General features: G+C 49.6%; 17 protein-coding genes and 1 tRNA gene. 11 read left to right on the forward strand and 7 right to left on the reverse strand.

Annotated features, from left to right (window positions below; all coding sequences use genetic code 11):
• The first annotated feature begins 113 nt into the window (after positions 1–113).
• The 6 genes from H6F68_RS20965 to H6F68_RS20990 all read left to right on the forward strand — a co-directional run bounded on the left by H6F68_RS20965 (position 114) and on the right by H6F68_RS20990 (position 4,235).
• Positions 114–923 carry an ABC transporter ATP-binding protein gene (locus H6F68_RS20965; protein ID WP_190562002.1) on the forward strand — a complete coding sequence of 270 codons (810 nt, stop codon included), beginning with the start codon at positions 114–116 and terminating at the stop codon, positions 921–923.
• Complete coding sequence (locus H6F68_RS20970; RefSeq protein ID WP_242065593.1) at positions 920–1,678, forward strand: ABC transporter ATP-binding protein; 759 nt, start codon at positions 920–922, stop codon at positions 1,676–1,678. Before H6F68_RS20965 ends, H6F68_RS20970 begins: the two co-directional genes overlap by 4 nt.
• 5 nt (positions 1,679–1,683) lie before the next feature.
• Positions 1,684–2,199: a PPC domain-containing protein gene (locus tag H6F68_RS20975; RefSeq protein ID WP_199300218.1), complete on the forward strand. Its 516-nt coding sequence runs from the start codon at positions 1,684–1,686 to the stop codon at positions 2,197–2,199.
• Between the two features lie 90 nt (positions 2,200–2,289).
• Positions 2,290–2,362 (forward strand) — tRNA-Phe (locus tag H6F68_RS20980).
• 274 nt (positions 2,363–2,636) lie between these two features.
• Complete coding sequence (locus tag H6F68_RS20985; protein ID WP_190562004.1) at positions 2,637–3,809, forward strand: class I SAM-dependent methyltransferase; 1,173 nt, start codon at positions 2,637–2,639, stop codon at positions 3,807–3,809.
• A 105-nt stretch (positions 3,810–3,914) separates the two neighbouring features.
• Complete coding sequence (locus H6F68_RS20990) at positions 3,915–4,235, forward strand: hypothetical protein (RefSeq protein ID WP_199300219.1); 321 nt, start codon at positions 3,915–3,917, stop codon at positions 4,233–4,235.
• A 68-nt stretch (positions 4,236–4,303) separates the two neighbouring features.
• On the opposite strand, the gene H6F68_RS20995 is transcribed toward H6F68_RS20990, so the two are convergent.
• The 4 genes from H6F68_RS20995 to H6F68_RS21010 all read right to left on the reverse strand — a co-directional run bounded on the left by H6F68_RS20995 (position 4,304) and on the right by H6F68_RS21010 (position 9,199).
• Positions 4,304–5,107: a hypothetical protein gene (locus H6F68_RS20995; RefSeq protein WP_190562008.1), complete on the reverse strand. Its 804-nt coding sequence runs from the start codon at positions 5,105–5,107 to the stop codon at positions 4,304–4,306.
• 61 nt (positions 5,108–5,168) lie between these two features.
• Positions 5,169–5,735, reverse strand: a complete 567-nt coding sequence (locus H6F68_RS21000; protein ID WP_190431892.1) for an SRPBCC family protein — start codon at positions 5,733–5,735, stop codon at positions 5,169–5,171.
• Positions 5,736–6,184: 449 nt separating this feature from the next.
• Positions 6,185–7,135: a YihY/virulence factor BrkB family protein gene (locus H6F68_RS21005; protein ID WP_190562009.1), complete on the reverse strand. Its 951-nt coding sequence runs from the start codon at positions 7,133–7,135 to the stop codon at positions 6,185–6,187.
• Between the two features lie 72 nt (positions 7,136–7,207).
• Positions 7,208–9,199: a diguanylate cyclase domain-containing protein gene (locus H6F68_RS21010; RefSeq protein ID WP_190562011.1), complete on the reverse strand. Its 1,992-nt coding sequence runs from the start codon at positions 9,197–9,199 to the stop codon at positions 7,208–7,210.
• Between the two features lie 762 nt (positions 9,200–9,961).
• Between H6F68_RS21010 and H6F68_RS21015 the strand changes: the two genes are divergently transcribed.
• The 5 genes from H6F68_RS21015 (at position 9,962) to H6F68_RS21035 (ending at position 17,703) form a co-directional block, all read left to right on the forward strand.
• The gene (locus H6F68_RS21015; RefSeq protein WP_190562013.1) at positions 9,962–11,602 is read left to right on the forward strand and encodes a calcium-binding protein; all 1,641 of its coding nucleotides are present in this window, start codon (positions 9,962–9,964) and stop codon (positions 11,600–11,602) included.
• A 225-nt stretch (positions 11,603–11,827) separates the two neighbouring features.
• Positions 11,828–12,235, forward strand: a complete 408-nt coding sequence (locus H6F68_RS21020) for an ester cyclase (protein WP_190562014.1) — start codon at positions 11,828–11,830, stop codon at positions 12,233–12,235.
• A gap of 385 nt (positions 12,236–12,620) precedes the next feature.
• The gene (locus H6F68_RS21025; RefSeq protein WP_190562015.1) at positions 12,621–13,322 is read left to right on the forward strand and encodes a hypothetical protein; all 702 of its coding nucleotides are present in this window, start codon (positions 12,621–12,623) and stop codon (positions 13,320–13,322) included.
• A gap of 198 nt (positions 13,323–13,520) precedes the next feature.
• Positions 13,521–17,132 carry a methionine synthase gene (gene metH / locus H6F68_RS21030; RefSeq protein ID WP_190562016.1) on the forward strand — a complete coding sequence of 1,204 codons (3,612 nt, stop codon included), beginning with the start codon at positions 13,521–13,523 and terminating at the stop codon, positions 17,130–17,132.
• A gap of 112 nt (positions 17,133–17,244) precedes the next feature.
• A complete protein-coding gene (locus H6F68_RS21035) occupies positions 17,245–17,703 on the forward strand; it encodes a YbhB/YbcL family Raf kinase inhibitor-like protein (protein WP_190562017.1) in 459 nt (152 codons plus the stop codon).
• Positions 17,704–17,713: 10 nt separating this feature from the next.
• Here H6F68_RS21035 and H6F68_RS21040 read toward each other — a convergent pair whose 3' ends face one another.
• The 3 genes from H6F68_RS21040 to H6F68_RS21050 all read right to left on the reverse strand — a co-directional run bounded on the left by H6F68_RS21040 (position 17,714) and on the right by H6F68_RS21050 (position 22,597).
• The gene (locus tag H6F68_RS21040) at positions 17,714–19,579 is read right to left on the reverse strand and encodes a DUF3685 domain-containing protein (protein WP_190562018.1); all 1,866 of its coding nucleotides are present in this window, start codon (positions 19,577–19,579) and stop codon (positions 17,714–17,716) included.
• A gap of 156 nt (positions 19,580–19,735) precedes the next feature.
• The gene (locus H6F68_RS21045; RefSeq protein ID WP_190562019.1) at positions 19,736–21,907 is read right to left on the reverse strand and encodes a hypothetical protein; all 2,172 of its coding nucleotides are present in this window, start codon (positions 21,905–21,907) and stop codon (positions 19,736–19,738) included.
• Between the two features lie 519 nt (positions 21,908–22,426).
• Positions 22,427–22,597 (reverse strand): hypothetical protein, encoded by a 171-nt coding sequence (locus H6F68_RS21050; RefSeq protein WP_190562020.1) that lies wholly within the window; start codon positions 22,595–22,597, stop codon positions 22,427–22,429.
• Positions 22,598–22,636: the final 39 nt, after the last annotated feature.

The following is a 22,636-nucleotide window of genomic DNA, read 5'->3' on the forward strand; positions in this document are numbered from 1 at the left end:
TTTTATGCAGGCGTTAGGGCGATCGCAGCCCTGTTCAACCTTTCATTTTCAGCAGCACCATAAATGATTTAGAGTGCGTCTATGCCAATTTCTCCAATCTTAACTCTGCACCCATGACCGAATCGCCTGTTCTGGAAAGTAGCTCTGCTCTACCGCGTCAGCCTCTCTTGGAAGCCAAGGCGTTGACTCGTCGCTTTGGGGGGCTGTGTGCGGTGGATACGGTTTCTTTTACCGTTCATTCGGGTGAGATTTTTGGCTTGATTGGTCCGAATGGCGCAGGCAAAACCACCTTATTCAACTTGATCACGGGGCTGATTCCCCCCTCTAGCGGCCAGTTGCTCCATCAAGGTACCGACATCTCGCGGCAACGACCGCACCGAATTGCGGCCAAGGGCATTGCTCGAACGTTCCAGAATATTCGTCTGTTTGCTGACTTGTCGGCGCTAGAAAACGTCATGATCGCACAGCACATTCATACCAAAAGTGGCCTGTTTACGGGTGTGTTTGGCTTGCCGCCTGCTCCCCAAGAGGAACGCCAAACCCAAGCAAAAGCTTTGGAACTGCTCAAGCTAGTAGGGTTGAGCGATCGTGCTACGGAAAAAGCTTGCAACTTTCCCTACGGAGACCAACGCCGCCTGGAAATTGCCCGTGCTTTAGCGTTGGAGCCGCAAGTCCTGCTCCTAGATGAACCTGCGGCAGGCATGAACCCCAACGAAAAACAACAACTCAGTGAGTTTATCCGCGATATTCGCACCCAATTTAACTTGACGGTCCTGCTGATCGAACATCATGTGCCGCTGGTGATGGGGCTGTGCGATCGCATTGCAGTACTCAATTTTGGCAAACTGATTGCCCTCGGTCAGCCTGCTGACGTGAAAGCCAACCCTGCCGTGATCGAAGCCTACTTAGGGGGCGATGTATGAGTACAACCCAAGAGCAAATGGAACCGCCAAGGCATCCGGCAACTGACTTGCCCCTGCTAGAAGTGCGCGGTCTCAGTGTCAACTATGGCGGCATTCAAGCCCTGCAAGAAATCAACTTAGTGGTGAACCAGGGTGAAGTGGTGACCCTGATCGGCGCGAACGGAGCAGGCAAAACTACCACACTCCGCACCATCTCTCGCATCTTGAATCCACGCCACGGCCAAATTGTCTACGCTGGACGCGACATTACCCGTCGTAAAGCGCATGAAGTAGTGGCCCTAGGCATGGCCCACTCCCCGGAAGGCCGCCGAGTTTTAGCCAAGCAAACCATTCTCGACAACTTGGAGCTAGGTGCTTATGTCCGCTCCCATGCCGCTGCCGTCAAGCAAGACATCGAGCAGCAATTTCAACTGTTTCCCCGCTTGGCAGAACGGCGCTACCAACTCGCAGGCACCCTCAGTGGTGGGGAGCAACAAATGCTAGCGATCGCCCGCGCGTTGATGAGCCGCCCCAAGTTATTACTGTTAGACGAACCCAGTTTAGGCTTAGCCCCTGCGATCGTGCGGGAAATCTTCAATATCATCAAGAATCTGCGTACCACCGGAGTCACGATTCTGCTGGTGGAGCAAAACGCCCACCTGGCCCTGCAAGCTGCTGATCGCGGCTATGTCTTGGAAGCAGGCCAAATCACCCTCACTGGGCCTGCTCAAGACCTGCTGCAAGACGAGCGCGTCAAGCAAGCTTACTTAGGTTAACTCGGTTGCTTTTTCTTTACTCTCATCTCTGTCTCATGCGATCGCTAGACTTCTTTTTATTGAATCGTCCTGCTGCTTGCTGGCCTAAATTTGTCCTATCCCTAACCTCGGCAGTCCTCGCTAGTACTTTCGCTCCCGTTGCCGTTGAGGCCCGGAGTCAGCTCTATAAACCGCCAGCCTTGCAGTTCAATCGCGCGATTTCCGATCAACTCTCTAACCAGGATATTCCTACAGGGCAAGGAGGTTTTGCTAGAGATTATGTGATCACCTGTAAGGCGGGAGAGCAAATTACCATCACCGTGACTTCAACAACCTTCGACCCCATGCTGGCTGTGATTTCACCCGATGGCTCTACACTGGCTGAGAACGATGATGCTGAAGATGGCACGACCAACGCTGCTCTTGCGGTTACGATTCCCCAGAGCGATCGCTATACAATCCGAGTACAAAATTTTGGGCAAACTACAGGCGGCTCTTTCCAACTCCAGGTGACTCGCTCACCCGCTCAACAAATCCCTTGAGGAGCTTATCCGAAAATTTTTGACTTTACCTCTTGCCACAGTTAGATAGATTTGTTAATTTAATAAAGCGCCGAAAACAAAGCGCCCCTCGCCGGGATAGCTCAGTTGGTAGAGCAGAGGACTGAAAATCCTCGTGTCACGAGTTCAAGTCTCGTTCCTGGCATACCAGATGAAACTAAAAGCCCTCTGAAAGTTTACTCTTAGAGGGCTTTGTTTTAGTAATTACTGCACTAAATATCGGCCACGCCCAAAAGCGTGTCTAGCACTCCATTGAAACTCAAACCATCTTGCTCCCCAGCGTACAAATTTTTACAACGCGATCGCGGCAGATGTAGATCCAGTCGCTAGATTAGTGGGTGAGTCTCTGCCTCGAAGGTGATTGGATCTACACCACGTAGGCTCATGAATCAAAAGTTTTAGAGCTTGGAGGTGCCGTCATGGATGAGCAAGTACAACATGCGATGTTACCGCAACCCACCCATGATGAGTTAGCCCACCAGCAATTCGTTCATAGTCTAGAACAACATATTGCGACACAGATCTCACCGAATAACCGCACCATTTACGAAAAACGCGCCAAGCCTCGCTTTGAGCAAGAACACCAGCGATCGCCCGAAACGCAGCATGAAATTCGCCAGTTAATGCAGCAAGAATCCTACTATTGTCTGTGGGGAGCATTACGGCGTACCGCTCAGGAGATGCTGTGGGAATCCGTCAACCTCAGTGTTGAACGACAACTTCCAGAACTGATGGCGCGATCGCAACAACTCCAGACTCAGGCGATCGGCTCGTTAACTCTAAATCCCACGTTAGAAGTTCCGGCTTATCATACAGCGGTGGATATCCACTGTATGCCAGGAGGTTATCACAGCGAATATCGCGACGAGGATATTGCAGCAGGGGTCACCTACGATCGCGGTGTCTATCTCTATGCGATGGGTCGGCTTGGCCCGTTGAATGATGCAATAGGCCAAGCAGTCATTCAAAACTATCTCAAGCTGCAATATCCTGATTGGCAACCGGAGAAGATTTTGGACTTAGGATGTTCGGTCGGTCATAGCACCCTGCCTTATGTAGATGCCTATCCAGATGCAGAAATACATGCCATTGATGTCGCTGCTCCTACGCTGCGCTATGCTCATGCACGGGCTGAAGCATTAGGGAAGCGGGTGCATTTTTCCCAACAGAACGCTGAACATACAGATTTTCTTGATGCCTCCTTTGATCTCATCGTTTCTCATATCCTTTTGCACGAAGCTCCGCCCCACGCGATCGCCAATATCCTGCGTGAATGCGATCGCCTGCTCAAGCCAGGTGGATTAATGGTACATGCGGAAGCGCCGCTCTACCGCAACATGGACCCCTTCAGCGCCTTTATGTTTGACTGGGAAACTCAAAATAACAATGAACCTTGGTGGGGAGCGATGCGCCAGCTAGACTTAGAATCACTCACTCTACAAGCTGGCTTTGCTGCTGAAAACATCACTCAAACGGTGGCACCAATGGAATTAAAAACAGGCCAGTTAAAAGATGGAGGCTTTGGCAGTCGGGGCAACTGGTTTCTCTTAGCTGCCCATAAAGATAGCAGTCCTATCCAGAATGATTTATAAGGTTGAGGGTTGTGAGAAATGCATTTCTCACAACCCATTTCGGATTGCTCTGGATTGCTATAGATCTCTCAAGTACAACCAAGACGCAATCGCCTAGGAGCAGTGATGGCCATCGCCAAAGGCAAACGACCCCTTTACTTCGAGAATCCAGAAACCGATAAATTGCTGGCAATGGTTCTTGCCCTCGCCGAAGAGGTTTCTGTATTACGCGATCGCCTTGACACAGTAGAACGACTCGCCCAAGCGAAAGGCTTACTATCCCACGCAGAAATTGACGCTTACCAGCCAGACCCTCAAGCTGCCGCAGAACGGGAGCAACAGCGAGCGGCCTACATTGCTCGAATCTTACGTATTGTGCAAGCAGACGTAGAGGCGATCGCACCTGAAACTCCTGTAGAGCCAACAACAGCGCGATCGCCCTCCTAACATCTCCTAACATCTCTTAACAGACTGAATCAAAGCTGGGCAATTACGCCGTCGTTCTTCCTGCATGGCTACTTGTTTGGCTGTTGGATCTCCTTTTGGACTTCATCAGATAAGCCGGATTCCTGCACACAGATGGCGTAGATTTGCACCGCATCTAGTTGCGGAACTAAGGTTCTAGCTTTCTCTACCGTCATGCCAGGGGGTTTGCAGAAGTTATTCGCCACCTTGCGGTACTGCTCGGTACTGCCCAACAAGTTACTGAATTTATTTGTGTTTTGTAAAATCGGTAGCGATCGCTGCATCACCCGATTCACTAGAAAACTGACAGACTTCTGAGAACTTTGCGGCACTAGGCCACTGGTGGTAATGGCATTGGTCAGCGCATCTTGCAAGGAAGCTTTGCCATCTGGGGTAGCTAGGTAACTGGTTACCATATCCATTTGTGCCCCTGGATAAGATTGTAGAGCGGCACGCACCCCGACTAAGAAACTAGCTGAGAGAAAATCGGACACCGTACTGACATATTCATTAAACTGCACCGGAGAGTTCCGAGTCCCATTGGCGCAAATGACCGAGCCATCTTTGTCAGCGCCCGCGCTCAAATTAACGCTACCCTGCTGAGCGCAAGAGTTGAGGATTTGCTGGATCTTGGGGGAAAACATCTTATTGAGTTTCTGGGCTGCGGGAGAGTCAGCCAAAGAAGCAGGTGTGGCCGCTGTCGCAGCATCCATCAAACCGACCGACATCACCGAACTCAAAGCCGCGATCGCCACTTTTGTCCAACCAATTTTGCTCCGACGAGCCAAAGGAGCATATTTTGGAGCTAAAGCATCATCTTGAGGGCGCGGTTGAAGCTGGAAGCAAGCAGTCATAAAAACCTCAGTCAATGAGGGTGGACAATCAATCACAATCTAGCTCAAGCCAAGTTTCAATCTACTTAACACAAAGCACTTGGCGCATCTGCCGCATGTTAGTTGGCAAGTCTAGCTGGATTGCTTGCTGCACAAACAGCGTCGGAACCGGAATCGCAGGGGTGGCTTGCACCGAGTAGGCCAGAAGCGTTCCTGTGCGGTAATCTTGCAGAGTCAATTCAGCGGCAAAATCCGTAAAGCTACCTTGCTCTTGGCGAAACTGAATTTTTTGATGCACAGTCTCTACTACCCGCAGGTAAACCTCAACTTGAGCGGTAAAAAAGAGAAATGCCTTGTTCGCCACCTGATAGAGCCGTTTTCCTCCTGACCCTAGACTATCGCCTCGTTGCAGCACTTCACTGCGCACCAGATCAGGAAAGTACTGTACCCAACGGGGGTAGTCGGTTAGCTGCTGCCAAGCCAGCGATCGCGACAGGGGCAAATACATTGAAGCTGTAACCGCCCCTCCCCAAGCAGAATAGGCTCTTGTACTCAGTAGAATCTCGCCTCGTAGCAGAGCTTCGTGTTCGCTCTGACTGCGGTTGGGGATCGATGCCAGACAATCGTCATTAAATAGGTCAGCAGTCATGTAGACTCAGGAACTCCTGATAAGCCAATAGAACCCTTAGTCAGCCTGGATCAAAACCTCGCCCTTTCAGGCATTAGGAAATTTTGGCTACCGAGGTTCTACTTGATTTATTCACCACCTTACCTAGATCTCCCGGAAAAGGGGTTGATTCTAAATAAAGATTCCGCAAAATTTTGTAAGAATCTGTAAACCAATTTCTACTTAATTAAACATTTCTCAGCCGCCCCTACTGGGTTAACTCGCTTTATTTCTCATGCCACAATGAGGGCAATCGCTGACAGCGTTTTGCTGATTTGAGGATGTAAAGAGCAATGCATAACTTCTCTCGGAAATTTTCTCACCCTACTACCAAGTTTTTTTTCATCTGCTTGGGCATTACCGTGGTGATTTGGATTTTGAGAGGGTTTGGTGTTTTATCGTTTCTTTCCAGCGCCATCCTCTGGTTTCTCTTATTTCTGACTATCGGTAGTGGGATTGTCGCTGGGCTGCAACGAGCGCGATAGCTTGATTGCCTGAATCACGTTTTGTCGGTGTTGTTGCCGCATCGCTGCACCCACTGTGACATTCAACTGATTGCCAATTAGGAGCACCAAGGAGCTGAGGTAAAGCCAGAGCAACAAGACAATCACCGCACCAATGGCACCATAAGCTCGGTTAAAGTCGCCAAAATGGGAGACATAATATCGAAACAAACTTGAGAGAATCGCCCAAAATACTGCTGCCAGTACTGCTCCCGGCATAATGGGCGTGCCAATCTTCCATTGGCTAGGACCATAGCGATAAATAAAGGCAAACGCCGATGAGACAATTCCTAGAGCCAAGGGCCAACTCAATAGCCGCCAAGTTGACAGCAACCCTGATCCTAAAAAACCACTTTGGCTGGCTACATGCTTGACGATCAAGTCACTAATAAACATCAAAAACGATGCCATCAGTAACAGCAAAATCGTGCCGACTGTAAGCGCGACAGAAACCAATTTAGCTTTCCAAAACGGACGAGTTTGTTCTGGTGGAACTTGCTGGATGTGGTCAAAAGCCGTCATTGCCGCACTCAACGCGCCGGAAGACGCCCAAATTGCTGCAATGAAACTGAGGGAGAACAAACTACGATTCCGGGTTTGGCTGATGCCTCTGACAAAGTTTTGAATGAGAATCTGCACTTCCTCAGGGGCAACTTGACTGAGTTGAGACGCCAATCTTTGCAGCGTTCCTTGCAGAGATTCAAACAGCCCGATCGCCGTCAAAACAGCCAGAATTGCCGGAAACAGCCCCAACATGGCGTTGTAAGCCATTTCTGCGGAGAGCCCTGGTAGCCGCTGCTTACCAGCAGAGTCAATGACTTCTTTAATCGTTTTCCAATTTAGGTGCTGAAAAAAGCGGAAAAAACGAGCTGATAGCATGGGCTTGGGGCAACAGCACTTTGAGAATTACTTTGACAGATTCGGTGCAGAAATGCCAATAAATTAGAAACTTCAGCCTTGAGTTGACTCCTGATAGATCAAGTAGCGATCGCGTCCTGCCATTTTTGCTTGATATAGAGCTTTGTCAGCAGCGGCAATTAAGAAAGTGGGAGCAATGCCAGTTCGAGGAACTAAGCAAGCAATCCCCAAGCTTAAGGTGACATAATCCGCAATCGAGGACTGAGCATGAGGAATTCGCAAAGTCTGAATCCGGGTTTGAATTTCTGTAGCCACCAAGGTCGCACCTCGATCTTCTGTATTGGGTAGTAGAATGGCGAACTCCTCACCCCCATAGCGAGCCGCTAGGTCTGCTGGTCGCTTTGCTGTTTGACGCAGCACCGCCGCCACTTGTTGCAAACAGCGATCGCCCCTGAGATGCCCATAACAATCGTTATAGCGTTTAAAAAAATCGACATCGCCCATGATCAGCGCTAGGGGCGTGCGGTGTCGCAAGGCACGTCGCCACTCTTTATCTAAATATTCGTCAAAAGAGCGACGGTTGGCTAACTCAGTTAGCCCATCCGAATTTGCTAACCGCCGTAGTTCTTGGTTCGCCACTTCTAGTTGTTGATAAAGCTGGGCCTGTTGAATCGCAATGCCGACCTGAGTCGATAACTGTTGCAGCAGCTCAATTTCTAAGGGTTGCCACTGTCGTGGTTGGGCACATTGATAGGCACTGAGTAATCCCCAAAGTTCGTCGCCTCGAAGAATGGGCACAGTTAAAGCCGCACGAGCTTGAAGCAGAGCCAGTAAATGCAGGTAACGCGATGGCAAATTGGCTTGAGTCACGTCGGCGATCGCTTGCATCTGCCCCATCTGATAAGACTGGCGGCAACGCTTGGTAAAGTAAGCAGCCTCCATCACCTTCCCCACGATCGACATCCGATCGGTTGCTACCGACTCTACAGCAACGGTACTGTTGCCATTCGATTCAAAGCGGTAAATCAGCACCCGATCGACTTGCAAAAACTGCCTCACTTCCTCCACGGTTGTGTTCAAGATGGTGTCTAGATGCAACGACTGCCGCATGTGATTGGCGATCGCACTCATCAATTGTTCTTTGGCAATTTGACTTTGCAGCGTTTGCTCTACTTTCACCCGTTCCACAATTTCTCGCTGCAATTGCTCATTGGTCTGCTGCATTTCTTGCGTCCGAGCCTCTACCTCCTGTTGCAGCGCATCTAATGTTGGATGTAACTCCAACGGATCAAGCGATTGCAGGATGCTACTTTGAGTTACCAAACCTAGCAGCTCCCCCGCTTCTCCTACTACCACTAATCGCCGGATTTGATGCTGTTGCATCTGCTCGTGGGCGCTCCAAAGAGAAGCTTGCGGTTGGATGGCATGCAATGGCCGATTTATTACTGCCACTACGGAGGTTTGGGCCAAGTCTAAATTTTGCGCCTGTAGCCGCACTACATCCCGCTCCGTCAAGATGCCAATTGGCTTTGCGATCGCTGGATTTGTCGCCTCAGGCTGTACCAGAACCACGCAACTAATCTGGTGCTGGTGCATGAGTTGGCTAAGTTGCAGCACAGAGGTCGTGATGGGGGCAGCCACCACGGGGCTAACCATGACTTCATGAATCTGCCGCGCCTTGAGTAGCGCTGCGGGCTTGAGGGCTTCGCGGATACTTTGGCGAGTCACGACACCGATGATGCGCTCTCGCTGATCTAAAATCGGCAAATGACGAATCCGATGTCTCCATAAGCGCGATAACAGAACCAAAACATCCGTAGCGTCAGATTCCTGCAATGTGATAACGGGAGTTGTCATCACCGTAGCGATCGCCACCTCTAACCAGGAAGTTTTGGCTGCTGTCAGTCTCACCACATCTCGTTCAGTAAAAATGCCAACTAGCTGATCTGCATCTACGACTAACACATAGCTTTTATGAGCTTGGCTCATCAGCTTGACAACTTCAGTCATAGGTAGGTCAGGCGAAACACTCAAGTGATCATGAGCGATCGCTGAACTAAGCCAGAGTGCAGAAGGGAAAAACATAGAACCCAAAGAAGTTGCAAGCTGATCCAGAGAGGTAGCTTAGCTTTTATCCACCAAGTTTCAAAACCCAAGCCTTTAATACCCCTCAGCTTGATCGTACTGTGATCATCTAAAGAGCGTGAATTAATAACGATCGAAGATTAAAAATCCGCTGAACTTAACGCCTCCAGCCTCCAGCCTCCAGTTTGCCGCTTGTCTAATGTCGGTTAGAGTCTGGTGTTGCTCGTCTGGATGCGATTGCCCTAACCAGTAAAGTTGGATTTCAGCCACCTAAAGGGCAGCTCAATATAGGACAATCACTGGGTTTGAGGGAGCTGGGAGAAAAATCCACCGTAAATCTACCAAATCCTGCTTCTGGGTGAATCTACTGGAGGAAGCTGAAATAAGGTTACAAAATTTACCATTAATTCTACAAGGTGATACATAGACACCCGCTGCATCTAGGAGGAATCAAGCATGACATCATTTTTGGTAAGAGCGACGACGGCTATTCGGTTAACGGTAGACAACGCTCCAGATAGCAGCTGCGGTAGTAATGTAATCCATGCTTTTCTAGTCTCTTAGATTCTCTTACAGAAGCGATCGTCTCTCTCAAACGCTTTCCAAATCTTCTACATTCTGCATTCAGATAGCATCTGGTATCTACGCCCCAAAAATACCAGATCTAAATCCGAGGCTTCCTACCGCGATCTCAGACAGTGGGAATTGCCTTGCTGACAAGATTCAACACTCACAACTTCACAAATCTCAAGGACATCTAACATGGCTTACATTGCTGGCGACGATCAAAACAACGGTTTGAATAATTACGCAAGTGAAGATCCATTTGACATCTTGGACGGCAAAGGTGGCAATGATGATCTGGTAGCCTATGGTGACAATCTCCTTCTTGGCGGTGCAGGAAATGACTACATGGCTGCTGCAGAAGGCTTCAATATTCTCGATGGTGGCGAAGGAGATGACCAAATATATGGCTATGATGGCGGTGGTTATCTCTTTGGCGGTGCAGGAGATGATCAACTGATTGCCGATGACTTGTTTTCAAATGACGGTGTTAGCTTCGTCTTAAATGGAGGCACCGGAAATGACTACATGGGAGGGGGGAGAGGCAACAACATTTATATTGTTGATAGTTTCGATGACATTGCCGAAGAATTTGATGATGATGGAGCGGTAGGCAGTATAGATACTGTGCGATCGAGCGTTTCTTGGATACTCAGCGACGATCTAGAACATTTGACTCTCACAGGTCATAAAAATATCAACGGCACAGGCAACGCTCGCGACAACGTCATCTTTGGCAATCGTGGTAGCAATATCATCTCCGGAGAAGCCGGCAACGATGTAATTTTTGCTGAGGATGCTACTGAAGGAATTTTCACTCTTGCTCAACAAGCTCGCTTTATGGGAGCACCCGATGGTGGTATCCTAACTCGGCTCTTTGATGAATCCTTCTATTTGCAACAAAATTCCGACGTAGCCGCAGCCGTCGCTCAAGGTGCATTTCAGAACGGCTTTGACCACTTTACTCAACATGGTCTCTATGAGGGACGCAACCCCAGTGCGCTCTATGATGAAGCGCTCTATTTAGCAGAAAATCCAGATGTAGCTGCTGCTGTTGACCAAGGTGTTTTTAGCAGCGGTCTCGCTCACTTTGTGCAACACGGTCTGTATGAAGGTCGAGTCGCCAGCAGATCCTTTGACGAAGCCGTATATCTCAGTGAAAATCCAGACGTTACTGTCGCGATCGCGCAAGGTGTTTTTGGCAGCGGTTTGCAGCACTTTCTCTATCATGGTCAGTTTGAAGGCCGTAGCGATGATTTGCTATTCAACGAGAGTTACTATTTATCTACCAACTCAGATGTTGCAGCAGCAGTAGCCCAGGGAGTGTTTAGCAGCGGATTTGCTCACTTCACTGAACACGGACAACGAGAAGGTCGTAATCCCAGCACTTTCTATAGCGAAAGCTACTACTTATCTACTAACTCAGATGTTACAGCAGCAGTAACGCAAGGAACATTTACCAGTGGATTTTCTCACTATGCGCAGTTTGGCAAATCAGAAGGCAGGCTAGGAGCCCTGGGTGGTGCAGACCAACTATTCGGTGACGATGGCGATGACTTGTTACATGGTGGCAGCCACGGCAGTACTATGACTGGCGGCGCAGGTCGAGACCAGTTCTGGATTAACAACTCTGTTATCCCTGGTACTCCTCACATCATTACAGATTTTCAACTTGGTATTGACGCTGTTGTGGCATCTGTTGGCAACGGCATTCAGACCATTTCTCAAGGCACAGATGTCCTATTTCAAACTGAGTATGCCCAAGCGATCGCCATTGTAAAAAATGTAGATCCTGCTCAATTCATGGCTAATATAAACAACGTGATATTCTACGCGTAATTAGGTTATGACTCCCCGTTAACTAAGTTTCAATTAGCGATCGCTCTTTTTCTAATTAGAAAAGCGATCGCTAACAACGTCATTCAGGGTAGAGCTTTAGCTATTTCATCTATGTGCGGCTAGTGACTAGAGGACTACAGTAAAGCAGCCTCATTGGAACTGTAGATCCTGCGGCGATCGCTATGATTCACTGGCTACTTCTATACAAAATCTCTCAAAACCGTCATGTCAACACTCGAAACCAATAAACAAGTTGTATCCCAATATGTTGCAGCATTCAATCAAGGCGATCTAGAGACATTGCAAGAACTTTTTACGCCAAATGCTTTAATTCAAGGAGTTCTCGGATCGGCGAACGTGGATAAGGCGATGCTCGTTTGGCAAGAACTACATGAGGCATTTAATATTCAACTGACCGTAGAGGAAATGATCGCAGAAGGAGATACCGTTGCAGTACGGTACATAGAGCGTGGAACTTTTATCGGTTCTTTCCGAGGTCAGTCCCCCACTGGCAAATCTTACGAATTAGTAGCAATAGAGTGGTTTACTTTTCAGAACGGTAAAATCCATTATCGTTGGGGCGCTCGCGACTCTGCTTCTCAAGCCCGCCAAGTTGGCCTATCTCTTGCTTAACGTTCTAAGACTGCAAAACATATCCTGACTAGATGAGCGATTGCCCTATTTCCAAGACGCATTTCTGGCTGAGCTACGATGTGAGATAAGTTGAAAGGCAAGCGATCGCCCTTCATAAGTTTTGGTCATGTGCGATCGCTCCAGCCATTTTCCTTTCACATAAGAATAGTGGGTGTTTTTTTAGTGACAAAGATGGGTGATACTGATGCCTAGCCCTGCAACGACCAACTTGCCAATTCCTAAATCGTGGGATGAATTTGAGGACATTTGTTCTGACGTGTTAAAGCGACTTTGGAAAGACCCCTATTTAGTACGTAATGGTCGTTCAGGACAAAAATAGGACGGTGTAGATATCTATGGACAGCCTAGTCATCTAAGAGATGGTTTGCAAGCTTACGCTGGTGCACAATGTAAGCGAACGGATGCTTTAAAGATTGAAGTTATAGAAGGAGAGGTTGAAAAAGCCAAGAGATTTCAACCTTGCTTAGATGAATATCTAATTATGACAACTGCTGCAAGAGATGCAGTCTTGCAAGAACAAGTTCGCACAAGACCTTGGATCTTTCGGACTCATATAATGTTTTGGGAGGACATCAGCCTAGAACTATCAGGACATGATGACCTTCTTCAGAAACACTTTTCAGGCTGGATGAAGAGAACTACCACGAAGGAGCATATCCTCAATACAGTTTTGTCCTCTCAACCATCAGATTTTGATTATGATGATGTTGCTGGTACATTTTTTTATACTGCTGACGTTAAACTTCAGATTATTAAGAATCGAGAATTATCTGAATCAGAATATTCCTTCTATGAACCCTGGCTAGACTGTTTTGCCGACTCAGATGCAACAAGCTTGCCAGTCTCCATTTTTTATGGTGAAACGAAAATTCTAGAGGTTCTTTGTGTTTATGTGGATAGTCGGCATATTATTCCCTTACCCAAAAGTTGCACAAATCTAGTGATTGATCAGCTTGGGTATCATATAGGTTGCATCGTTAATTATCCACTTATAAAGACTAACCCTACATGGGCAAACTTCGACAATGCCCTAATGCGAGCAGAAATTACCGTTCGAGATGATTAGTTTTTCCAACAAGAGCAAAAAGTTCCCTGCTGAAAGGCTCCTGAATGTCGGGTTATGGGTAAAATGCCTACTTTGTTCAGCGCTGATTAAGCGCGATCGCGCACCTTCAATTTATAAAAACTCCCCAGATACCGAGCAGGATTGGTAATCTAGAGCTTACTGGATCATGATTATTTAAGAACCTCGCTCAGTATCGCTATGACTAGCCCCTTCCTCGCGCGTCTTCACAGTCCCGCTCGCCCTGTTCTTGTGTTTGATGGGGCAATGGGCACCTCGCTGCAAACCCAGAACCTGACTGCTGAAGACTTTGGTGGCCCGGAGTACGAAGGGTGTAACGAATATCTAATCCATACCAAGCCAGAAGCCGTCGCCAAAGTGCATCGCGACTTCCTGATTGCGGGAGCCGATGTAATTGAAACCGATACATTTGGCGCTAGCTCGTTTGTCTTGGCTGAGTACGACTTGGCTGACAAGGCTTATTACCTCAACAAAGCTGCGGCTGAGCTGGCAAAAAGTGTAGCGGCTGAGTTTTCTACGCCAGAAAAACCCCGATTCGTGGCGGGTTCAATGGGGCCAGGGACCAAACTGCCGACGCTGGGCAACATCGACTACGATACTCTAAAAGCCGCTTTTGCCGAACAAGCGGAAGGCTTGTTTGATGGTGGGGTGGATTTGTTCATTATCGAAACTTGCCAGGATGTGCTGCAAATTAAGGCAGCGCTGAATGCGGTAGAGTCGGTGTTCCAGAAGAAGGGCGATCGCCGTGCGTTGATGGTGTCGGTGACGATGGAAGTCCAGGGCACGATGTTGGTTGGTTCTGATATTAGTGCCGTATTGTCGATCTTGGAGCCGTACCCGATCGATATTCTGGGCCTCAACTGCGCCACTGGCCCCGATCGCATGGCAGAGCACATCAAATATTTGTGCGAGTATTCGCCGTTTGTGGTCTCCTGTATCCCCAACGCAGGTCTGCCAGAGAACATTGGGGGTCATGCTCACTACAAACTAACCCCAATGGAACTGCGGATGTCGCTGCTGCGGTTTATTGAAGATTGGGGCGTGCAGGTGATTGGTGGTTGTTGCGGGACTCGACCTGACCACATTCAGCAGTTGGCCGAGGTCGCTCAAACCCTCACGCCTAAAACTCGCGAGGTGCGGCCTTCTACTGAGGCGACTGGTCGGGCACCGATCCATTACGTGCCTTCAGCGTCCTCGATTTACAGCGCTCAACCCTATGAGCAAGACAATTCTTTCTTGATTGTCGGAGAACGCCTCAACGCCAGCGGTTCTAAGAAGTGCCGCGACTTGCTCAATGCCGAAGATTGGGATGGGTTGGTGTCGCTAGCCAAAGCTCAGGTGCGGGAAGGTGCTCATATCCTCGATGTCAACGTTGATTATGTGGGACGCGACGGCGTGCGGGATATGCGGGAACTGGTGTCGCGCCTGGTGACCAACGTGACTCTGCCCCTGATGCTCGACTCGACCGAGTGGGAAAAGATGGAGGCGGGGCTGAAAGTTGCGGGCGGGAAGTGCTTGCTGAACTCCACCAACTACGAAGACGGTGAAGATCGATTTTTCAAAGTGCTGGAACTGGCGAAAGAATATGGGGCTGGTGTGGTTGTCGGCACCATCGATGAAGAGGGGATGGCCCGGACAGCTGAGAGGAAATTCGCGATCGCCCAACGCGCCTACCGAGCTGCTGTGGAATACGGCATCCCCGCTCACGAAATCTTTTTTGACCCCCTCGCCTTGCCGATCTCAACTGGGATTGAGGAAGACCGCGCCAACGGTAAAGCCACGATTGAAGCGATTCGGCGGATTCGGGTTGAGTTGCCTGGTTGTCACATGATCCTCGGTGTCTCCAACGTCTCCTTTGGCCTCAATCCTGCGGCCCGCGTTGTGCTGAACTCGATGTTCTTGCATGAGGCGATGGAGGCAGGCATGGATGCGGCGATCGTGAGCCCCAACAAGATTCTGCCGTTGGCAAAGATCGAGCCAGAGCACCAAGAAGTGTGCCGAAAGCTGATTTATGACGAGCGGCAATTTGAGGGAGATGTTTGTGTTTATGACCCGCTCGGCGAACTCACCACGCTATTTGAGGGTAAGACTACCAAGCGCGATCGCTCGGAAGATGACAAACTCCCAGTCGAAGAACGCCTGAAGCGCCACATCATCGATGGTGAGCGAATCGGCTTGGAAGAACAACTCACCAAAGCTCTGGAGAAGTATCCTCCTCTAGAGATCGTCAACACCTTCTTGCTTGATGGCATGAAGGTCGTAGGTGAACTATTTGGCTCAGGGCAAATGCAACTTCCTTTCGTGTTGCAATCTGCCGAAACTATGAAAGCCGCAGTTGCCCATTTAGAACCCTTTATGGAGAAGGAAGAATCTGGGCAGGCCAAGGGAACGGTGGTGATCGCCACGGTAAAAGGAGATGTGCATGACATCGGTAAAAACCTGGTAGATATTATTCTCACCAACAACGGCTACAAAGTTGTCAACATCGGCATTAAGCAGCCTGTAGACAACATCATTGAAGCTTACGAAAAACACCAAGCAGACTGTATTGCTATGAGCGGTCTACTAGTGAAGTCTACTGCGTTCATGAAAGAGAACTTGGAGATATTTAACGAGCGAGGAATTACGGTTCCAGTGATTCTTGGTGGCGCAGCACTCACGCCTAAGTTCGTGAATGAAGATTGCCGCCGCGCCTACAAAGGCCAAGTAATCTATGGCAAAGATGCCTTCTCTGATCTGCACTTTATGGACAAACTCATGCCTGCTAAGACTGTGGGTGAATGGGACGATCGCGCGGGATTTTTAGGTGAGGGGAGAGAAGAGAAGAGAGAGGAGTTGGAACAAGAATTCAGCTCTCAAGGAGATAACGCGATCGCCAGTAATGAATCTGGATCACTCCTCACCCCTGACTCCTCACCCCTCACTGAAAACACCCAGCGCTCAGAAGCGATCGCCATTGATATCCCTCGACCCACCCCTCCTTTCTGGGGCACGCAAGTTTTGCAATCTGAAGATATCCCTGTAGAGGAGTTATTTAGATATCTCGATCTGCAAGCACTGATCGCGGGACAGTGGCAGTTCCGTAAGCCCAGAGAGCAATCGCGGGAAGAGTATGATGCCTTCTTGCAAGAGAAGGTCTATCCGGTTCTGGAGCAGTGGAAACAGAAGATTGTTGAGGAGAAACTGCTGCATCCCCAAGCGATCTACGGATACTTCCCTTGTCAGGCAGAAGGAAATTCTCTGCATCTATATGATCCCTCCGTAGGGGCGAACGGCCGTTCGCCCCTACAAGAACCGATCGCGACTTTCAAATTCCCTCGTCAGCGATCGCTCCGTCGCTTCTGTATTGCTGACTTTTTTGCTCCCAAGGAGTCAGGCCAGGTCGATGTGTTCCCGATGCAAGCGGTAACAATGGGCGAGATTGCTACGGAATATGCCAAAAAGCTGTTTGAGGCCCACAACTACACCGACTACCTCTACTTCCACGGATTAGCGGTGCAGATGGCGGAAGCTCTGGCCGAGTGGCTTCATGCCCGGATTCGTCGCGAACTGGGGTTTGGCAATGAAGACCCGGAGAACATTCGGGATATCTTGGCGCAGCGTTATCGTGGCTCCCGGTACAGCTTCGGCTATCCCGCCTGCCCCAACATGCAAGACCAATACAAATTGCTGGACTTGTTAGGCAGCGATCGCATCCACTTACATATGGACGAAAGCGAACAACTCTACCCAGAGCAATCCACTACGGCAATGATTGCCTATCACCCAGAGGCAAAATACTTTAGCGCTTAAACTTAGCGTCTAGGTGGACACCAGCAAACGCGATCGCTAAGCTTTTTATCTTCTACCAGCCGCTTTAGCGATCGCGACTTATCATCCAGGAAAAAGGCACTGGGTGAAAACCATGAAACTTGAAAGCTCTGCGTTTGAAGCTGACAGTTTAATTCCATCTCAGTACACCTGCGATGGGGCCAATATTTCGCCACCTTTAAGTTGGGACGCACCCCCAGCCGAAACGGAAAGCTTGGCGCTGATTGTAGATGACCCGGATGCCCCGGTCGGCATTTTTGTACATTGGGTGGTTTACGACTTGCCGCCGGAAACGCTCCACCTACCTGAAGGCATCGCTCCCCAAGCCACGCTCCTGAAAGGCGGCACCCACGGTAAAAATGACTTTGGCAGTCTAGGGTACGGTGGCCCTTGTCCTCCCAATGGCACGCACCACTATATCTTCAAGCTCTACGCACTCGATCGCACCTTATCTTTGCAATCAGGTGCGACCAAAGCGCAATTGGAAGCAGCAATGAACGGACATATCTTAGCGGCAGCAGAATTGGTGGGTCGCTACGCCAGACGCCGCTGAAATCCTGAAGTTACTGTTTAGGACGTTCACCATTTTTACCAATCTTGGTGTCTTGCCAAGCACTGCCAATCCCCTGCAAAATGCCGCGCCCGATTAAGCCAATGCCTCGCCCCAGCACTTCAGTTAAGACATAAACGAAACCACTGCCCAAAAACGCAATCGCCGAGCGAAACCGAGGTGCGATCGCATCCCTAGTTTCTAATACCAAAGTAACGGCGAGTTGCAGACCCGCTAATTCTCTCAGTTCTTGGTTACGAGGAGAATAAATCGAGGTTTTGGCAATGCCTCGGCTATCTAAAACCAATAATTCATATTGACTTTCAAAAATCGCTTTGGGCTCACCCACATAACGTTCAAGCCGATATTTCCAAGACAAACTATTTCTAAATCGCTCAATTTCACGAGTAGAGATCAGACGGCGATCGTAAAAAGTTTGCTTAATCACTTCCACATCGGCAAAGTGATTAAGTAAAGGTTGGATAACAGCGTTGGCCACTTGCAGCAGTAAGTTTTGCAATAAACATTCTGCTCGCTCGATCGCCTCTGGGGTATGAGCAGCATAAGGTACATTGTCTACAACGAGGGGGATTTGAAATAAGAGGTAAGTAAACAGATCCCAGCTCAGGGGAGTTTTATTGAGAATTTCGCTCTCTACAGTTGGGGTATCTTGCAGCAAAACTTTCACGACTTCTAAGTTCATCGCTCCCAACTGCAACGTATAGTATTTACCAAAAAAATCTGTGGTAGTTGCGACCCACAAATCTCGAATCACAGCAGGTTGTTTTTCCAACAACTGAGCAGGTTGAACTTGCGCAAATCGCAACTCATCCAGCGTTTCTTCTAACTTACGCAAAATAATGTAGAGCAGTTCTCGCTTTTTTTCTTCGCGCAGAATATCAATTTCCAGAGGCGTGTTGGTGAGATTTTGCAGGGGAGATTGCAACTTACTCACTGTCCGGTCAAATAGGCGAGATTGTAAAGGCCGCCCTGCCAGCTCTGGCGAAGTTATAGGGACGCTAGCTACCAGTTCTGAGCCTGTAGATATGCGCAAGCTAGGCTCGGAAACTGAGATGCGGCGATCGCTCTCTTCCCATGCACTCTCTTCCCAGCCGCTTTCTTCCCATCGACTGATGTCTGAAAGGGTGGACGAGCGATCGCGCAGTGTTTCTGGATCAGGCTCAGGCGGAGCTAATAGCTGATTCACCACCCAGCGAGCTGCCCGCAGTTCTCGCCACCGTCCCGCCAACACAGCGCGATCGAGAACTGGCAACCCTGGTTGTCGTAGTTGAGCCGTAATCGCTGCCAAAGCAGCATCAATTTGCTGTAAGCCCGAGAGTCGTTGCTTTTGCCACAAGGCAAGCAATGGATGGCGCTGGGAGACGGCAAGGGGGCGATCGCTGACTGGCAAAGCTGCGCCTACCTGAGTCGATGGAGCGATCGTCGCGGGAGCGTTTGCAGACCAATAACTTTGCCCCGTAGCCACCTGCCGAATGGCTGTCAATAGCTCTGTAGCTCTGGTGCCTTTGGCGCAATATCCCTCCGCTCCTGATTGGCGGGCAGCCGCGATCGCCTCTGGAAGTGGGGATGCACTCAAGAGCAAAATCGGAATTTGGGGATATTGCCGCTTCAGTAACTGACATAGTTGTAGCCCCGCTTCCTGATCCCGGCTTGTCCAGGTTGAAACTGCCCTGCCCAAATCTAAATTCAGAATGATCAGCGTTGCGGGGGAAGCTGCCAAAATCTGTAGCACAGTGGCTTCCGTCTCGGCTTCCCCAATGACTTGCAGGTCAGGAAACTGCTCTAGCCAAGTTCGCAATCCTAGCCGGAACACCAAGTCATCATCAATTAATAGCAGCTTTACTAGCGGTTCTGTCATTGCGCTTCGAATGCCCAATGTTCCATAACTGGCAATCAAGTTTCCCTGAGCCTAGCAATGATTCAGGTTGCTAACTGCTTCAAGTTGCAGCTCAGGTCGAATCCAAGATTGACGCTAGCATACTTAAGCCTTCTGAATTCGCTTAATTACCTGGCTTTATTCACTGGGCGCTGAGTCCGTTGGCGGTTCTGGCTCTCCTGAATAAGTTGGTTCTGCTGCCCCTGAGGGATCAGAATCAGACTCAGGGTCATCGGTCGCTGGAGCTTCTGCGGGCGTTTCTGCAGGCGTTTCTGCGGGGGCGGCTTGCTGGTCTTGGGCAGCTTGTCGAGCTTCGGCTTCACGGGCCGCTAAAATAGCATCCCGCTCGGCAGACCAATTCGCGATCGCGCCTTGAGCTTCTCCATAGAGCGCTCGGCCATAACTAATTTGCGCTGCTACATTAATGGCTTGACTCAAGTTCCCTTGGCTCGCCAAACCATATGCTTCGTTTAGAACAGGGCGATCTTCTGCAATTTGAATTTGTGCCGCCCAATCATAAATCGCGTCCTGAGCCTCCTGATACAAAGCCCGACCTGAGCGAATTTGGCCTGCCACTTCAATCGCTTTGCCTAAGTTACCTTGATTCGCCAAAGTCCGCGCTTGGTCTAAGAGTGGTTGGTCTTCGACCACCTGGATCTGGCGCTTCCAAGTCGCGATCGCGGTTTGGGCGTCAATCCGGAGAGCCCGACCTTGAGCAATTTGACTAGCCGCCGCGATCGCCTGCCGTAAGCTGCTCACCGTCCCCACCTTAGCTAACTGTTGAGCCTGGGCTAGATAAGGCCGATCTTCCACCCGCTGAATTTCTTTTTGCCAGTGAGCAATCCAGGTCTGCGCTTGCAGTCGCTGAGGACGACCTGGCACAACCAGCTTCGCTTGGTCAATTGCTAAGCGCAAAGCCGGAACTTGTCCTAAGTTGGCTAAGGTATGGGCAAATTGCAAATTGATTAAGTCTTGGCGCTGCATTTCCCAACGCTCTCTCTGGGCTTGCGCCGTTTTATATAAAGGTCGCCCTGGCTCGATTTGGCGTAAGACTTCCAGTGCTGTGACCAAGCTCCAGAGCTGTTCATGTAAAGGTTTGCCTGGAACTTTGCCGAGCGCCGCTGCTTGGTAAGCCCGACTCAAGCGAATTAAGTCTTGAGCTTCAGCCAGAACCGAAACTCCAGCGGGCACTTTCTCGGCGATCGCGATCGCCGACTCCCACTGTTGTTGTTTCAGTTGAGCCGCTGCTAATTTCAGTAAATCCTTGCTCCAGGTTACTTTTTTCGTCTCTGCAATGGTTTTGGCATGAGTTTTAGGCGTGATCTTCGGCAATAAAGCGATCGCCGCCGCTAAATCCTCTGGCGTATTGGCTTGGGCCAAGTTTTCAGCCCGTTGCAATTGCTGCCACGCCAACCGCTCTACCGCAATTTGCTGCCGGAGGGCTGTCACCCGTTGCCGCCAATGCTCGTTGGTTAGCCCTGCCAACGCTTGAGATTGCTTCCAAGCTTCTTGCCATTTCTGAGCTTTGATCGCAGCTTGTGCTTGGCCGTAAATCTTTTCGCCTTGGTTCCAATCTTGCTGCCAAGCGGAGATCTCTGCTTGTGCGTCCTGATAGAGAGGACTGCTGGGTGGAATTTTTTGGGCGATCTCTACAGCAGCTTCCAACTGATTCTGCCCAATCTTTTGATTGGCGATCGCCAACAGCCCCCGCGACCACTCAGCTAAAGAACTTTGAGCGCTGCTATACAGGGGGTGCTCAGTAGACCAATGCTTCACCAACTCCACGCTGGCAATCAGTTGCTTGAGTTCACCGGACTGAGCTGCTTGTTGGGCACAGTACAGCCGCTCTGCATCAGCGGCTAAAGGTGAAATTTGCTGGCAATTGGGCGGTGGTGGCAGCATGGTCAGCCAAACCAACGCCATTGCTCCGGTACCACCACAGACCAGCACCACGCTCAGCCAAACTAATGACCAGCTCCAGCCACGCTTACGGCGCGGTTCTAGCACTGGTGAATCTGTAGGTATGGCCTCTGGCCCCTGGGGATCAGCTAGATTAGCGGCTGGCTGAACGGCCTCATCCTTGATTACCTTTCGGGTGCCATTGGGTCTATCGGCAAAAGTAGCCGACTGAGCGATCGCTTCCCGTTCAGCATTGTTTGAGACTGTGCCACCCTCTGGCTCCTCAGTCGGCTCAGCCAAAATTTCTGCCAACTCAGTTTTTGGCTGTGGGTTAGATTGTCGCCCCAGTTGCCAAGGTCGAAACTGGTTCCCAGCATGAATACGAAATCGGTAGAATTGTCTTCTCGCCATAATTGCGGCTGTTGCGATTACCTAGAGAAACCCATATGGCACCCATCGACCTCTCCCAAAATTTAAGGGAGTTGTGTCTGTCAGAGAGACTTGCAGCCCTACTCACAGGTACAGCTTAGTTAGCCCGACCGAAATTGGAGAGTTAACGTTTGCAAAGTAAGCACTAACGATTGCTAGAGGTACAATTGGTGCCTGGGGCGAGGATAGAGTGCTGGTGAGGAGCGAAGAATGACGGTCAAGACTGGCCTAATCCAATACCCTAGTTGTATAGCAGGTATCCGGATCATTGCAGTCAAAACTCTAACAAGCCATAGAAATATTACGATACACGAACTTTAGCGCTTTCCTGCCCTGAAGGTGAGCGAGCTGTAGGAAGGTCATACAACAGGCTTTATCAACTCTAACTTTAAGCACTGCAAACTCACAGTGACCACAATCGAATCATTAATTTATCTATAGCCATCCGAGTAGCTTGTGAGAGGCACACTGATTACTCAACAGTGGCTAAGACAAGCTTAGCTAGGACGATCCAGCTTCCTGCCGTGGTAGGGTCACAGTTGCGGCTGAGCGATCGCCAACTATTCTGTTGAAACCTTCGGAACTAAACGCTTGAGTGATCCCTAAATAAAACATAGCGATCGCATAGCTACTCGGAAATGAAGCCAAACCTACCAAAGTGTAGTGACTCATCCAGCAATAAAATGACTTCGATTGGACGAAGGGCTGAAT

Source organism: Trichocoleus sp. FACHB-262, assembly GCF_014696035.1.
In the GTDB taxonomy this organism is placed as follows: Bacteria; Cyanobacteriota; Cyanobacteriia; order FACHB-46; family FACHB-46; genus Trichocoleus.